13 protein-coding genes and 1 rRNA gene are annotated in these 14104 nt (G+C 60.3%); 1 reads left to right on the top strand and 13 read right to left on the bottom strand.

Going from position 1 to position 14104, the window contains the following annotated elements; all coding sequences use genetic code 11:
• From NTW95_04365 to NTW95_04350, 4 genes are all read right to left on the bottom strand, one after another.
• Positions 1–111, bottom strand: a 16S ribosomal RNA gene (locus NTW95_04365); the annotation flags it as partial.
• A gap of 358 nt (positions 112–469) precedes the next feature.
• Complete coding sequence (locus tag NTW95_04360; protein ID MCX6556654.1) at positions 470–2059, bottom strand: amidohydrolase; 1590 nt, start codon at positions 2057–2059, stop codon at positions 470–472.
• Positions 2060–2357: 298 nt separating this feature from the next.
• Positions 2358–2978, bottom strand: coding sequence for a hypothetical protein (locus NTW95_04355; GenBank protein ID MCX6556653.1), 621 nt, complete (start codon positions 2976–2978; stop codon positions 2358–2360).
• A gap of 45 nt (positions 2979–3023) precedes the next feature.
• Positions 3024–3152 (bottom strand): hypothetical protein, encoded by a 129-nt coding sequence (locus NTW95_04350; protein MCX6556652.1) that lies wholly within the window; start codon positions 3150–3152, stop codon positions 3024–3026.
• A gap of 255 nt (positions 3153–3407) precedes the next feature.
• On the opposite strand from NTW95_04350, the gene menC reads away from it, so the two are divergent.
• A complete protein-coding gene (gene menC, locus NTW95_04345) occupies positions 3408–4562 on the top strand; it encodes an o-succinylbenzoate synthase (GenBank protein ID MCX6556651.1) in 1155 nt (384 codons plus the stop codon).
• Positions 4563–4568: 6 nt separating this feature from the next.
• On the opposite strand, the gene NTW95_04340 is transcribed toward menC, so the two are convergent.
• The 9 genes from NTW95_04340 to NTW95_04300 form a co-directional block, all read right to left on the bottom strand.
• Complete coding sequence (locus tag NTW95_04340; GenBank protein MCX6556650.1) at positions 4569–6911, bottom strand: xanthine dehydrogenase family protein molybdopterin-binding subunit; 2343 nt, start codon at positions 6909–6911, stop codon at positions 4569–4571.
• Positions 6912–6913: 2 nt separating this feature from the next.
• Positions 6914–7381 carry a (2Fe-2S)-binding protein gene (locus tag NTW95_04335; protein ID MCX6556649.1) on the bottom strand — a complete coding sequence of 156 codons (468 nt, stop codon included), beginning with the start codon at positions 7379–7381 and terminating at the stop codon, positions 6914–6916.
• 17 nt (positions 7382–7398) lie between these two features.
• Positions 7399–8286 (bottom strand): xanthine dehydrogenase family protein subunit M, encoded by an 888-nt coding sequence (locus tag NTW95_04330; GenBank protein MCX6556648.1) that lies wholly within the window; start codon positions 8284–8286, stop codon positions 7399–7401.
• 18 nt (positions 8287–8304) lie between these two features.
• Positions 8305–9126, bottom strand: coding sequence for a cyclase family protein (locus NTW95_04325; GenBank protein MCX6556647.1), 822 nt, complete (start codon positions 9124–9126; stop codon positions 8305–8307).
• 2 nt (positions 9127–9128) lie between these two features.
• The gene (locus NTW95_04320) at positions 9129–10544 is read right to left on the bottom strand and encodes a DUF1116 domain-containing protein (GenBank protein ID MCX6556646.1); all 1416 of its coding nucleotides are present in this window, start codon (positions 10542–10544) and stop codon (positions 9129–9131) included.
• A complete protein-coding gene (fdrA, locus tag NTW95_04315; protein ID MCX6556645.1) occupies positions 10541–12112 on the bottom strand; it encodes an acyl-CoA synthetase FdrA in 1572 nt (523 codons plus the stop codon). Before fdrA ends, NTW95_04320 begins: the two co-directional genes overlap by 4 nt.
• Entirely contained in the window at positions 12103–12951 is an 849-nt protein-coding gene (locus tag NTW95_04310; protein MCX6556644.1) for a DUF2877 domain-containing protein, read from the bottom strand. Before NTW95_04310 ends, fdrA begins: the two co-directional genes overlap by 10 nt.
• 133 nt (positions 12952–13084) lie before the next feature.
• The gene (locus NTW95_04305) at positions 13085–13861 is read right to left on the bottom strand and encodes a 3-oxoacid CoA-transferase (protein ID MCX6556643.1); all 777 of its coding nucleotides are present in this window, start codon (positions 13859–13861) and stop codon (positions 13085–13087) included.
• 1 nt (position 13862) lies between these two features.
• A complete protein-coding gene (locus NTW95_04300) occupies positions 13863–14024 on the bottom strand; it encodes a hypothetical protein (protein ID MCX6556642.1) in 162 nt (53 codons plus the stop codon).
• Positions 14025–14104 lie beyond the last annotated feature (80 nt).

The raw sequence follows: 14104 nt of genomic DNA, 5'->3' as shown, positions 1-14104 counted from the left end.
ACTCACCCGTCTGCCACTCTACTTATCCCTTGCGGGACTTTCGCGTTCGACTTGCATGTGTTAGGCACGCCGCCAGCGTTCACTCTGAGCCAGGATCAAACTCTCCAGTTAATTATTTAAAGGGCCGAAGCCCCTTAAACCAATTTGAAAAGTTTGAAACTTTGTTAAAAAAATTTGGGTCTTTTGATGCTGGCTAAAACATCACTCTACTCAGTTTTCAAAGATCCTTATTTTCTTCACCGAAGGAAAAACGTCGACATTATACCTGTTTTTTCAGGCTTGTCAACACCTTTAAAAAAATTTTTAAAAAATTTTTCCACCAAATATATAGTACAAAAAGGGGTCATTTTCAACTGATTTCTTTTTTTTGCCAAAAATATCTTGTTTGTTCCCGATAATAAAGGTTATTTCTAACCTAACCGTATTTTGCCCGGATTGAAAGCAACGGCGGGGCGGCGCTGAAAAAATTTTATTCTTTTTTAAAAATAATTTTTCCGGCCAGGATGGTCATCGTCACCGCGGTGTGCAAAATGTCTTTTTTGGGAATTTCGAAGATGTTCTTTTCCATGATCGCCAGGTCGGCCCATTTGCCCGGGGCAATGGAACCCTTCTCCTTTTCCTGGAATTCGGCATAAGCCGAACCCAGGGTATAGCACTCAATGGCTTCGGCCAGGGATATTTTTTCATCGGGATGCCAGCCGCCGGCAGGACCGCCCGCCGGCAATTCCCTGCTGACCGCTGCGTAAAGTCCCAAACGCGGGTCGAGCGGCTCGACGCTCCAATCGGTCCCGAACGCCAGATGGACGCCGCTCTTGAGAAAAGAAGCGAAACGGTAGGCGTCAGCGACCCTGGGGCCGATGCGCTTTTCCGCCCAGCGCATGTCATCGATGCAGTGGCAGGGCTGAATCGAGGCGATAACGCCCATTTCCCTGAAGCGAACAACATCGCCGGCCGTGACCACCTGGGCATGCTCCACCCGGTGGCGGGAATCGCGTGCCCCGTTTTCCATTCGGGCCTTGGCCAGGGCGTTCAGGATCAGGTAATTGGCCTTGTCGCCGATGGCATGGGCGGCAATCTGCAGTCCCGCCTTGTCCGCCGCCAGGACCAGGGCGTTTAATTCATCTTCCTTGTAAATAGGCAGGCCGCAGCTCTGGGCATCGTCGGCGTACGGTTCGAAAAAGAGGGCGGTGCCGGCCCCCATCGAGCCGTCGACAAAAAGCTTGATCGTGCCCAGGCGCAGGAACGGGCCGCCAAAGCCGGCGTGGATGCCGACGCGGGCCAGGTCGGCGACGCAGGCGCTGTCGCGCCAGGCATTGACGCGCAGTCCCAGTTCGCCCTTGGCGAGCATATCCTGGTAGATCTCCAGGTCGGCAGCCGAGCTGTTGTCCTGGATGCTGGTCACGCCCAATTCCTGGGCGTGGCGCATGGCGGTGCGGATGGCCAGCTCGCGCCGGGCGCGGCTGATCGGCGGGATGAGCGTGTCGACCAGGTCGCAGGCGTTGTCGAGCAGAATGCCGCTGGGCTCCCCGGTTTTGCCGTCCTTGACAATCTCGCCGCCCTGGGGATCGGCCGTGGCGCCTGTAATGCTCGCCAGCTTCAGGGCCAGCGAATTAGCCAGCGCCATGTGCCCGTCCAGGCGCCGCACCAGCACCGGATGGTTCGGGGTGACGGCATCGATCAGCTTCCTGCTCGGATGCTTTTTTGACGGCCAGTTTTCGTGATCCCAATTGCCGCCGGTGACCCACTCCCCCGCCGGGAGCTTCTTAATATATTCCTTTAATATAGAGACAAACTCTTTTTCATCGCGGGCCGGATGCAGGTCGATGCCCAGCAGGTACAGGCCGCCGCTGGCGAAATGGAGATGGGCGTCATTGAAGCCGGGCAGCGCCAGCCGGCCCTGCAGGTCGATCGCCTGCGTGTCGGCGCCGACCAGTTTTTTCACCTCCTCGTCGCTGCCCACGGCTACGAACTTGCCGTCGCGGATGGCGACCGCCTCGGCCCAGGGCAAGTTTTTTTCAACGGTGAATACCTTGCCGTTGAACAGGACCAGGTCGGCCATCAGACTTACCTCAGCATGGCCCAGAATAGCAAAGCCCGACATAAAAGACAAAACCAAACCTGCAAGCAGCATTTTTTTCATTTGCGCACCTCGATATTTTCATTGTTTGCCGGTAAAACATTTTTTTTATATTGCCCAAAAACAGACTCAATGTCAAGGCGAAATCAGTTCAAAAAAGAACCCATATTCAGAAAACGGTTGACGGCTGTCGATGGACTGCAAAAGGGAAAAAAATGTTGTAGGGGTTTGATTAATCAAACCCCTACTCGACTGACTATTAGAAAATACAGCTTAGCGACTATTTATTGGTAACTATGCGCTCGGCAGTCTGCCGATCCATCGAGCTTGTTGGAATCGGCGCAATCGTTGTATCCGATGTCTTTACCGCTGTCCACGTTCCCGTACTTGTAACGCTGACACAGGTGCCGCTCATGTGGGTTTTGTCCGTGAATTCCCCGGTTAAAGTGGTGATAAACATCGAGAAGGAGACTTCTTTGCCGTCCACGGTGTATTCACCCCACTTGGCACTACTCCCGCTGAGCACCAAATGAACGTCGCCCTCTTTTTTATCTCCGACAAATTCATTGGTGACTGTGCCGCCGCCACCGCCTGACCATGAAGTTGTGATATCCCATGTTCCGACAATGTTGTACTTGGTCTTGAACACGACCAGGAACAGGACCGCGGCCACGGCGACCACGCCCACGCCAATGAGGATAATGGGCAGAATGCTTTTTTTCTTGGCCGGGACAGCTTTATAGCCTACAGCCTCGAGATAGCCCGGCTCTTGTTCCGCGCTCGCGGAACTGACCTGTTCCGTTGTGCTGGCGGCGGCCAGGGGCATAGTAGAAACCTGCAACAGCCACATGAATGTCAAAGTCACAAATAGCGCGATCCATTTTTGTCGTTTTTTAATCATGTTTTTTTCTCCTATGGCTATTATAAAGGAAATCAATAACCAAAATCAAAAATAAAACATTTTTAGAAAAAATGAAAACATCATGAATCTGGCAAAATTGCCAGAAGTTCCTCTCAGAAGGGCAAAGCCCGACATGAAAGCCAAAATCAAACCAGTCAGCAGCATTTTTTTCATTCGCGCACCTCGGTATTTTCATTGTTTGCCGGAAAAACATTTTTTTCATGTTGCCCAAAAGGCATCAGATGTCAAGAAGAGATCAAGGCCTGTAGGGGTTTGATTAATCAAACCCCTACCCCATCAAACACATACTTGACCGTTGGTAGGGAACGCAAATTTGCGTTCCCTACAGAAGAAATTTGGCAAACACGGGGATTCGGCCCTCCTTGCACACGACGAAGACATGAACTACAATCCCTGCTGAGGTGGCCCATGCCCGAAACCGAAACATCCCCAAATTGGTTGGAAAACGATCCGATCGGCGCCATAGACAGGATCGAACTGCTGACCGTGCGCCTGCCTTTCGTGACCCCGTTCGGCACCAGCGTCGCCGTCTGGAACTGCAAAGAAGCGCTGCTGGTCAGGATGGAGGACGACGGCATCGTGGCCTGGGGCGAATGCGTAGCCGATCCCGACCCCTATTACGCCAGCGAAACGACCGCGACCGCCCGCCATATCCTGAAGGAATTTCTCCTGCCCGAGCTGAAGCCGGAGCTCAGCCTGGGCGAACTGCTGCGCCGCTGCGCCCGCGTGCGCGGACACGAGATGGCCAAGGCCGCCCTGGAAAACGCATTGCTCGACCTGCTGGCCAAGCGCCGCGGCCTGCCGCTGCATGAGCTGCTCGGCTTCCCGGCCAGGCGCATCATGTCGGGCATTTCGATCGGCATCGAGGAAACGGTCGAAAAGCTCCTGGAAAAAGTGGCCGAAGCCGTCGACAGCGGCTACCACCGCGTCAAGATGAAGATCCAGCAAGGGAAAGACGTGGAATGGGTGGAGGCGGTGCGCCGGCGCTTTCTCGATCTGGCGCTGATGGCCGACGCCAACGGCGACTACACCCTGGCCGACGCCGCGCGCTTGGCCCGCCTCGACGGATTCGGACTGACCATGATCGAACAGCCCCTGTCCTACCACGACATCTACCAGCATTCGCTGCTGCAGGCGAAGCTGCGCACCGCCCTCTGCCTCGACGAATCGATCCACGACTGCGCCGACGCCGAAGCCGCCATCGCTTTGAAGAGCTGCCGGGTGATCAACATCAAGCAGGGCCGCGTGGGCGGGATCCTGGAAGCGGTGAAAATGGCCCGCCTGTGCGTTGCCAGCGGCATCCCGGCCTGGTCGGGCGGCATGGATGAAACCGGCATCGGCCGGGCGCTGAACATCCAGCTGCAAACCGCCCCGGGTTTTACCCTTCCCGGCGACACCTCCGAGACCAGCCGCTACTTCCATGAAGACATCGTCGAACCGGGAGTGACGTTGGCCGCCGACGGCTTTATCGAGATCCCGCCTGGACCGGGCAGTGGGATAGAGGTAATGACCAAGCGGCTGGAGCGCTACCTGCTGAATCGCGAGCCGATCGTTTCAACCTGATTATTCCTACTGCCGGTTCCCCGATAGAGCCTCGATGATTTTTTCGGCGCTGATGGGCATGGAGGTGATGCGCACGCCCAGAGCATCCTCTACGGCGTTGGCGATGATCGGCGCCGCCGGGATCATGGTGTGCTCGCCCATGCCCCTGGCCCCGAACGGACCGTCGGGTTGGGGAGTCTCGATGAAAATCGGCACGACTTCTTGCGGAATGTCCATGGCGGTCGGGATCTTGTAGTCGGAAAAATTGGCATTCAGCAGCCTGCCCTTGTCGTCGAAACGCATGTCCTCGTACAAGACCGTGGCCAGGCCCTGCAGAAATCCGCCCGTGACCTGCCCTTTCAACAGGTCGGGATTCAGCGCCTTGCCCACGTCGACGGCCAGCACCGCCTTGAGCACCTTGATCTTGCCGGTCTGCTTGTCGATCTCGATAATGGCGCCGCTGGCGCCGACGGTGTAATGCACGTTGGGATGGCCGCCCTGGCCGGTCTCCGGATCGCTCGATGCCGAAGCGAACTCGGGCATGAACATGCCCCGGCCGACGATCGGCCCGCCGCGGTAGGTGCCGTCCGGCTGCACGATGCCGGCAATGACGAAATCCTTGAGCGGCAAGGCCCAGCCGGGTTCGCGTCTGGATTTCACCTGCTCGGCCTCAAGGTAGAGCGCCTCCCGCTCCTTGCCCAGTGCGCGGACGATCAGGTCGAAAATCTGCTCGCGGGCGTCGATGGCCGCCCTTTCGACGGCTTTGCCGCAGCCCCAGGTAATATGCGACGCGACCGTCTGCCATTCGTAAGGATTGCGGTCGGTGTCGGGGGTTTCCACCCTGATCTTTGCCGGAGGCACGGTCAGGATCTCGGCGGCGATCTGGGCCATCACCGTCTGGTAGCCCTGGCCGATCTCCATGGCCGAGGCCAGTATGTTCAGGCTGCCGTCCTCGTTGAATTTAAGGAAGACCGTCGAGGCGGCGTTGGGCGGCATGGCCGGAGCCTTCCAGAAGAGGGCGAAGCCCTTGCCGATCGCCTTGTCCGGATCAACGCTTTTGCTTTTTTTATCCCATTCTATTTCCGCGGCCACGCGGTCGATGCATTCGACCAGGCCGCTGGGGTTCATCGCGGCGCCGTAGGCCAGGGTGTCGCCGGGGCGGATGGCGTTCTTGCGGCGGAAGGCCACCGCGTCGATGCCCAGCTTCTTGGCCGCCTCGTTCATGTGCGATTCCAGGCCAAAGATGAATTCCGAGTAACCGAAACCGCGGTAAGGACCTCCGGGAGGGAGATTGGTGTAGACGCAAACCGAATCGATCTTCACGTTGGCGATGCGGTAAGGACCGGTGGCCGACAGCCCGGCGGCGTTGACCACGTTGGCGCCGTATTCGACGTAGGCGCCGGCATCCCAGTGCAGGGTCTCCTCCAGGGCGGTGATCGTCCCGTCCTTCTTGACCCCCAGCTTGACGGTCGCCTTGACCCCCTGGCGCTGGTAGGTGTTGTAAAATTCCTGGGCTCTTGACCATAAAATCTTTACCGGGCAGCCTTTGACCGAAGTGGCCAGGGCGGCGGCCAGGATCTCCATCGACACGCCGGCCTTGCCGCCGAAGCCGCCGCCGACGAACGGGGTGATGACGCGAACATTGTGATGGGACAGGCCCAGGGGCGCCAGGGCCTCGCTGAACAGGTGGCGCTGGGTGAAGGGGGACTGCGAGGCGGTCCAGACCGTCAGCCGTCCCGCATGGTCGAACAAACCGATGGCGCCGTGCGGCTCGATGGCGCAATGGGCGTAGCGGGGAACCGTGTATGTTTCGGCGAAGACCAGGTCGGCTTCGGCGAAGCCCTTGTCCACGTCCCCTTTCCTTATTTTACGGAAATGGGCGATATTGGTCCCCGCCCGGGGGAAGAACCAGGGCACGTGCTCGTACTCGCCGAGCCCGGGATGGATTAGCGGCGCGCCTGATCTCAAGGCATCTTCGGTATTTAAGACCAACGGCAGGTCGCTGTAGCGGACCTTGACCAGGCCGGCGGCGCGCAAGGCCGCGGCCGGTTCGCGGGCGATGACCGCGGCCACCTGCTCGCCGACGAAGCGCACCCGGTCCTGGGCGAAGACGAAGCGGTCGTGCATGTACAAGCCGAATTTGAAGGGAAAATCCCGGCCGCTGACGATTTTGACCACGCCGGGAACAGCGGCGGCCTTGGCCGTGTCGATGCCGTCGATGCGGGCATGGGCGCGGGTGCTTTCCACGATGGCCGCGTACAAGAGGTTCGGGCCGAATTCGAGGTCGTCGACGAACTGGGCGGCGCCGGAAATTTTCGCTTCGCCGTCCACGCGCAGCACCGGCTGGCCGATGAATTTGTAATCCGCCATGGCTATTCCTCCCTACCGGCGTGGGCAACGACGGCCTCGATGATCGGGGTGTAACCGGTGCAGCGGCACAGGTTGCCGGACAGGGCCTCTTTGATCTCGTTGCGGTCGGGGTGCGGGTTTTTCTCCAGCAATTCGCTGACCGCCACGATGACTCCGGGGGTGCAGAAACCGCACTGGAAGGAATTATGGGCCAGGAAGCTCTTCTGCAAGGCTGAAAATTTCCCGCCGGGCATCAGCCCTTCCAGCGTCTTCACCTCGTGCCCGTCCACCTCCACGGCCAGCACCAGGCAGCTCCGCACCGCGCGGCCGTCGATCATGACGGTGCAGGAACCGCAGTCGCCCCGGTCGCAGCCGCACTTCGGGCTCTTGACCCCCAGCGTATCGCGCAGCATCTCGAGCAGGGTCTGGTTGGCGCGCGGCTCGACGCTCCTCTTCTCGCTATTTAGAACAAATTCAATGCGTTGGTTCATGATTGCTTCCTTGCCGGTCACAGCAGCCTTTCTCCGTATGCCGGCCCGCCGCCCGCCAACCGCCCGAGCGCGGCCTTGAGCGAACGCTCCAGCATCACCCGGCACATGTGCGCCCGGTATTCCTTGGTCGCCCGCAGGTCGGTGATCGGGGCGATCGCGGCAGCGACCAGTTTTTTGGCTTCGGCGAAAAGCCGGGCGTCCAATTGTTTGCCGTTGAGCAGTTTTTCGATTCCCTTGGCCCTGAACGGGACCGGAGCCACCGAACCGAAGGCGACGCGGAAACGGTTGCCTTCCAGGGCCATGGCCAGCACGCTGGCCTGGGCCAGGTCTTCGCCTGCGTACCTCCCCAGCTTGATGAAGCAGCCGGCATGTTTCCCCTCGGGAAGGGGGATGATCACGCCGCTGACGATTTCACCGGATTTGAGAGAGGTTTTTTTGGGCCCGCGGAACCACTTGACGATCGGTATCTCCCTTTTGCCGCCCCGGCCGACCGTGGTAACGACGGCGTCGTAGGCCAGCAGCAGCGGGCCGCTGTCCAGGCAGGGAACGGCGGAACAGATGTTGCCCACCATGGTGGCCCGGTTGCGGATGCCCGGCGAACCGATTGTCCGGGCCGTTTCCGCCAGCACCGGGAAAAGGCGCCTGACCGCCTCGGCTTCGATCAGCTCGGAAAAGGTCACCAGCGCCCCAACGTACAAGCGCTTCCCGGCAAACGAGATTTTGTGCAACGTGTCCAACCCCTTGATGTCGATCACGGCATCGGGCTTGATGGAGCCGTCCTTGAGAGAGTTGAGCAGGTCGGTGCCGCCGGCGAGAATGGCCGGCTTTTTGTACCGGGCCAGCCATTTCAGCGCCTGGGCCACTGTGGCCGGTTTGACATACGCGAATTCGTTGATGATCGGCAAAGGTCACCTCGGCTTATTTCATTGCGGCGGCAGCAGGGCCACGATGCGGCACATCGACGATTCGAGTTCGATGCCGCGCAGCGGGAAACAACCGATCCAGGCCCGCTGGTTGCCGAGCCGGTCGATGTCTCCGGCCAGGTTTTCGGCATGGACGATGCGTTTGGGAAAGAGTTTGACGTGCATGACCTGGTAGTATTCGGCCGGCGTGAACACGTCGTCCCAGCTCCGGCCGGGGAATTCCTCCTGCAGCTTTTTTTCGGCTTCCGTGAACAGGTCGGGGTGCCACTTGCGGATGATCGTGTTCATGGGATGGTCGGCGCTGCCGCAGTCCACGCCGATCCACTTGATCTTCATGTCCATGACCCATTGGTGGAAACCCGGCCCCGGCCCCGGGTGTTTCACGAAATAACGCAGTTCGTCGGAGCCCTCCTGGTCCCAGGCATAGCGGTGGTAGCCGGTGTTGATGATCAGGATATCGCCTTTTCGGATGTCCGCTTTGCCGGTCAGCATTTCCGGAGTGTAAAGGCTGTAGTCGTTGACTTCGGCGGAGATGTCGACCACCACGCCCGGCCCGATCCATTCCTCGATCGGCACGGCGCCGATGCTGCGTCCGCTGGCATGGAAATGGATCTCGCCGTCCATGTGCGTCCCCACGTGATTGCTGGTGGTGATGATCTGTCCGTTCGCCCCCTGCCCCATGTGGGCGCCGGCGATGCGCTTGAAATACTGGATGCCCAGCGGCATGTAGCTGGGCCAGGGCGGCGTGTGCACGCTCAGCCTCTGGGTCAGATCGAAGACCCTTACCCCCTCCATGAAATTCAGAAACGCTTCGGTGTTCATCTTCATCGTTTTTTCTCCTTCGGGTTGCAACGGGCGGCCAGGGCCGCGTACGCTTTTAAAAACGGCTCGGCCGGGGCGCTGAGTACGCCGGCGCCGACCTGGCCCAGCCCGGCCTTTTTGTGGGCCACGCCGGTATCGATGAACGGCAGAATGCCGCTATCGATCACTTTCACGACATCGATCCCGGTCGGCGTGCCGCGGAAATCAAGGTATGGGATCCGGTAAACGTTGTTTTCGGCGACGGTGATCTCGTACATTTTCCGGGTGGTGCGGCTGGCGTCGGCGCTGCTGCCGCCGACGAATTGCACGATGGCCGGCGCGGCGGCGATGGCGAATCCTCCCAGGCCGTTGGTTTCGGTGATGGCCGAGTCGCCGATGTCGGGATTGGCGTCGGCCTTGCTGAAGCCGGGGAAAAACAGGGCGTCGGGGACCGGCGCCGGGCCGCAGAACCATTCGTCGCCGGTGCCGGCCAGCTGGATGCCGAATTCGCGGCCGTTGCGGGCCATGGCCACCACCAGGCTGCTGTTGTCGATGGCGCGGGCGGCATCTAGGCTGGCCTTGCTGGCCGCCATGGACAGGTTCAGGAAAAAATGGTCGTTGCCGTTGATGAACTGCAGGATGGCGGCGGCGGTTTCCGGCGTGGCGGCGCTGCGGATGACGGCGGGCGCCAGGGCCCGGTACAGCAGGGAGGTGGCCGCCCGGTTGCGGTTGTGCAACTCGTCGCCCATGTGCAGGGCCTGGGCGATGATCATTTTGAGATCGAGCGGGCCGTTCAGGCGCAGGGCTTCGTCCAGGCTCGGGGCGAGGATCTTTCCCAGCCAGCGCAGCCTCTGGATGACCTCGGGGTCGAAGGCGCCGTAGCGCAGGACCTTGCCCAGGCCTTCGTTCATGGTGCAGAACGCCATGTTGCCGGCCGTCTCGTTCTTCACCAGGAATACCGGCATGGAGGGCGAAACGATCCCGGCCATCGGGCCGACCGTCTGGTGTCCGTGGCAGGGAGAGAATTCGATTTCGCCCGCGGCCGCCAGTTTCCGGGCCGCGGCCGGAGTTTTGGCCCAGCCTTCGTATAATATGGCGCCGATGACGCCGCCCAGCATGGGCCCGCACATGTTTTTCCAAAGGACCGGCGGACCGGCGTGCAGGATCATGTTTTTTTTCATCCCCGGGATCGCGGCCGCCGCCGGTTTCAGTCCCAGCAGCACGGGTTGGGCCGCCAGGATCTTCGCCACGGCCCGGGCATTGGCTTTGCGCCTTGCGGCCAGGCCGGCCGCGAGCGCCCGCTGCGCGCTCTCCGCGACGGAGAACGGCGGCCGCCAATCGACCTGGACATGGCCGACGTTTTTTTCAGCCAGGGCTTCGCTGAAGGATTCCAGCCCGATGTTGACGATGCGCAATTCTTCGTTAAGAATTTTTTTCATGACCGTCTCCCCTGGAGTTCGGCGACAATGAGGGCCAGCCTGCCTGCCGCCGCGTTCGATTCCAGGACTTCGGCGCCGTTTTCCAGAAGGCCCGCGACGACCCGGCTCCGCTTCTGGGGGTCGTGCTCTGTGCCGGTGACCGAGAAAATCATCGGCAGGCTTCTTCCGCCGGCGGCCTTGCGGCAGGCGCGCACGGCCGGGATGATCTCGGGCAACGGATCGCGGTTGGCCCCATAGCCCAGCACCAGGTCCAGCAGGAGGAGGGCGGTTTGCGGGTCGCCGGCTTCCTGCAGCATGCGCCGGCTGCGCATGGAAAAATCGATCATCGGATGCAGCCGACCGGCGGTGAACTCGTCCTCGCCCAGGTCGAGGAACGTATGCCGTTCGCTTTGCAGGCTGCTGCCCAATTTGGCCACTCCGGGCAACGGGACGTTGGAATAAAGACCGGGTAGCCGGCCGCGGAAAATAACCTGGGCTTCGCTGCAGAAGGTCCCGCCGGTATAAAGGGCCCGGATGTATCTCTGCCGCGGCTGCAGTTTGTCGGCGATGGCCCTGGCCCGCTTTTCCAGCCCGGCATCGCGACCGGCCAGCCGCTGCCTCGCGTTTTCCACCGCGTCGCCGCGCCAGAGGGCGATGGCCATCATGGCGCCCTCCTCCAGCGTGGCCGCGTCATATATGTTTTTGCCTTTGACCGCCCCGCCCTGGCCGCCTAAAAAAACGATGACCACCGGTTTGCTTATCCGGCGCAGCAGCCGGCCGATCTTTTCCCGGACCGTTGGATCGGGTGGTTTGGCGACCAGGAGCATGACTGCGGTTTTCTTGTCGGCTGCGAGCGCTTCGATGGCGGAGGCGAACATGATGCCGCCCACTTCTTTCTTCAGGTCGCGGCCGCCGGTGCCGATGGCCTGTGAAATTCCGGCTCCGGCGTTGGCGATCAACGAAGAAACCTCCTGGAGGCCGGTCCCGGCGGCAGCCACGATACCGATCGCTCCCGGGGGCACGGCGTTGGCGAACCCGAGCGGGACGCCATTGATGATGGCCGTGCCGCAATCGGGCCCCATGAGCAGGAGCCTGCGGTCGCGAGCCAATTTTTTCAATTCGATCTCCGTGGCCAGCGTCACGTTGTCGGAGAAAAGGAAGACGTGCAGCCCTTTTTCCAGGGCCTTCCTGGCTTCGCCGCCGGCATAGCAGCCGGCGATCGAGATCATGACCAGGTTGGCCCCGGGCAGCGCATCGAGCGCGGCGTCGAGGCTGGGGGTACGGGCAGCACCGCCCTGGGTGGAGGCCTTTTGGCGGCTTTCATGCAGATGACCGTCCACGCGGGCCAAAGCCCGCGCGGCGATCTCTTCCGACCGGGCCTTGACAACGACGAGCAGGTCGTTGTCCCGGGCCGCGGCGAACGCGGCGACGAAAAGTCCCGAGGCCTTCAGTATGGCTTTGTTTTCGCGGCTGGCAATGATCAGCCCGGAATCGATCACCCCAGCCTCGGCATTGACCTTCTGGGCGATGCGCATCAGGGTCACCGAATCAAAATACTCGCCCCGCTTGACCGATCCTTTCACCACCATGGTTCCCCCTGGTTGCGGACGAGCGCCCGGCCCGTCAGCAGCAAGCCGACCCCGAGGTCGATCCCCGATGAGTGGCCGATCGCGCGCAGCTGCAGGGCGTTTTGGCGGACTTTTTTTTCATTCCCGTTGATAAGAGCAGCCAGCAGGCTTTTGACCCTGCCCACGGCCCGGCCTTCGCCGGCATCGGCTAGCATGGTTCCGGAAAAAGGGTTTTTCCCCTCCGCCGACCTGCAGACCAGGCGGATGGCCGATTCGAAATTACGCTTGAACAGCTGCTGGCCGTAGTACAGGGCCAGCAGGAGGCCGCCGATGAAATCGTCGCCGCCAGGCGTCAGGCCGAAGCCGAGCCCGGCGACCATTTTGATGCCGGGCAGGAAATCGGGGCTGAAGATCATTTTCCGCCCCAGGCGCAGCCGTTCGGCAACCGACTGTTCCAGGGCCGAGGGCCGGCGCCGGCTTCGCTTATCGTCCAGCAAAAACGCCAGGCTTCTCGGCGGGGCCTCCCGGCCGAGGCAGCGGGAAAAACACTCCAGGTTGCCGGCAAAGCGTTGGACAACGACCGGGCCTTCGAGGCGCAAGCGCGAGTCGTACCGGCGCGCGGACGCGAAAGGGATGCGGAGGCCGTCCAGGAAAATGTCGTCATCGCCGATCGCCAGGCGCTCCACCTTTTGCAAAGCGAGCCCGCACACAACGATATGGCGGGGACCCGGGCCGACGCGCCGGTCCACCAGCGTTGCCAGCGAACGGCCGTTGGAAAAATTGACCGCTCGCCGGAAGCGCGAATGGCAGCGGTAGACGCCTTTTTCCAGGCTGTCGCCGTAACTTTCAAGCCGGATCATGTTATGCATAAGAACGAGCACCCGCAAAAAAAACCAATTTCAACATAGGCTGACACTAGACCAAAATGCAAAAAAAGTAAAGCGAAAGTCCGGGAAAAATGTGAAGCAGGCGCCGGCCGCGATGGACCCTTTTCTATTTGAACTCAAGTGCCCCGAACGGGTCAACGTCCGTGCGCAGAATGTGAATTTCTTTTTCGGTCGGCGCGGCGATTTCCTGCAGATTCTTGCTGATCAGGAGCTCGAAGCCTGTTTCGTCCTGCACCTGCTTGGCGGCGATGCCCGGGTAGAGCTTCAGCAGTTCCATTCTTTTGCATTGGGGTTCAAAGCTCATGATCCCCAGCGTGGAGATGACCCGGTAGGGACCCGTGTTCTCGGGCAAGCCGGCAAGCTCCCTGGCGTTGCCGCCGCTTAAATACCCCGGAGTGGTGACGAAATCGATCTTGGGAATGAACCTTCTTTTTTCATGCTTCATGATGATCAAGGTGTGGGTGCACAACGAGCCGATGTCATTGGCTCCGCCCGAACCGGGAAAACGCATTTTCGGATTCGCATGCAAGCCGATCACCGTACTGTTCAGGTTCCCGTACATGTCGATCTGGGCCCCGCCCAGAAAACCGTATTTGACCACGCCCCTCGCGGCCATGGACATGATGCCGATCATCGAGGCGGCCTCGACCGCCCTTTCGGCGGTGATCCCCTCGCCGACGGTCAACGGCAAACGGGGGACCCGCTCCGGTCCTATGCCGCCCGCCTCAAAGCATAGAAGCAGCCTGGGCGCATGCGTTTTTTGGGCGAAGAGCGCCGCCGCGACCGGAAGGCCCGTTCCCACCAGAACGGCTTCCCCATCGGGAAGCTCTTTGGCGGCGGCAATGATCATCAGGTCGGTCAAGGTGTATTTTTCGTATGCCATGCTACTTGTTCCAAATGTCTTTTGCCTGCGGCGGTTTTTCTTCGTGCCGGGCGATTTTTTTCAACTGCTCCAGCTTTTCAACCCCGGCGGCCTTCTGCAGATGTTCCTCCCATCCGGAAGTCTCGTAATAGTATCGGGCAAGATGCCCTTCCAACTTGGCCACATCTTAGGTGCTTTTTATATAGTCGGCGATAAAACCTTCATCGAACCAATACACTCCCGGCATCTCGCAAGGGTATGAAC

The sequence above is a fragment of the Candidatus Aminicenantes bacterium genome, from assembly GCA_026393795.1.
Classification (GTDB): domain Bacteria; phylum Acidobacteriota; class Aminicenantia; order UBA2199; family UBA2199; genus UBA2199.
This window is presented reverse-complemented; position numbering and strand designations above follow the sequence as displayed.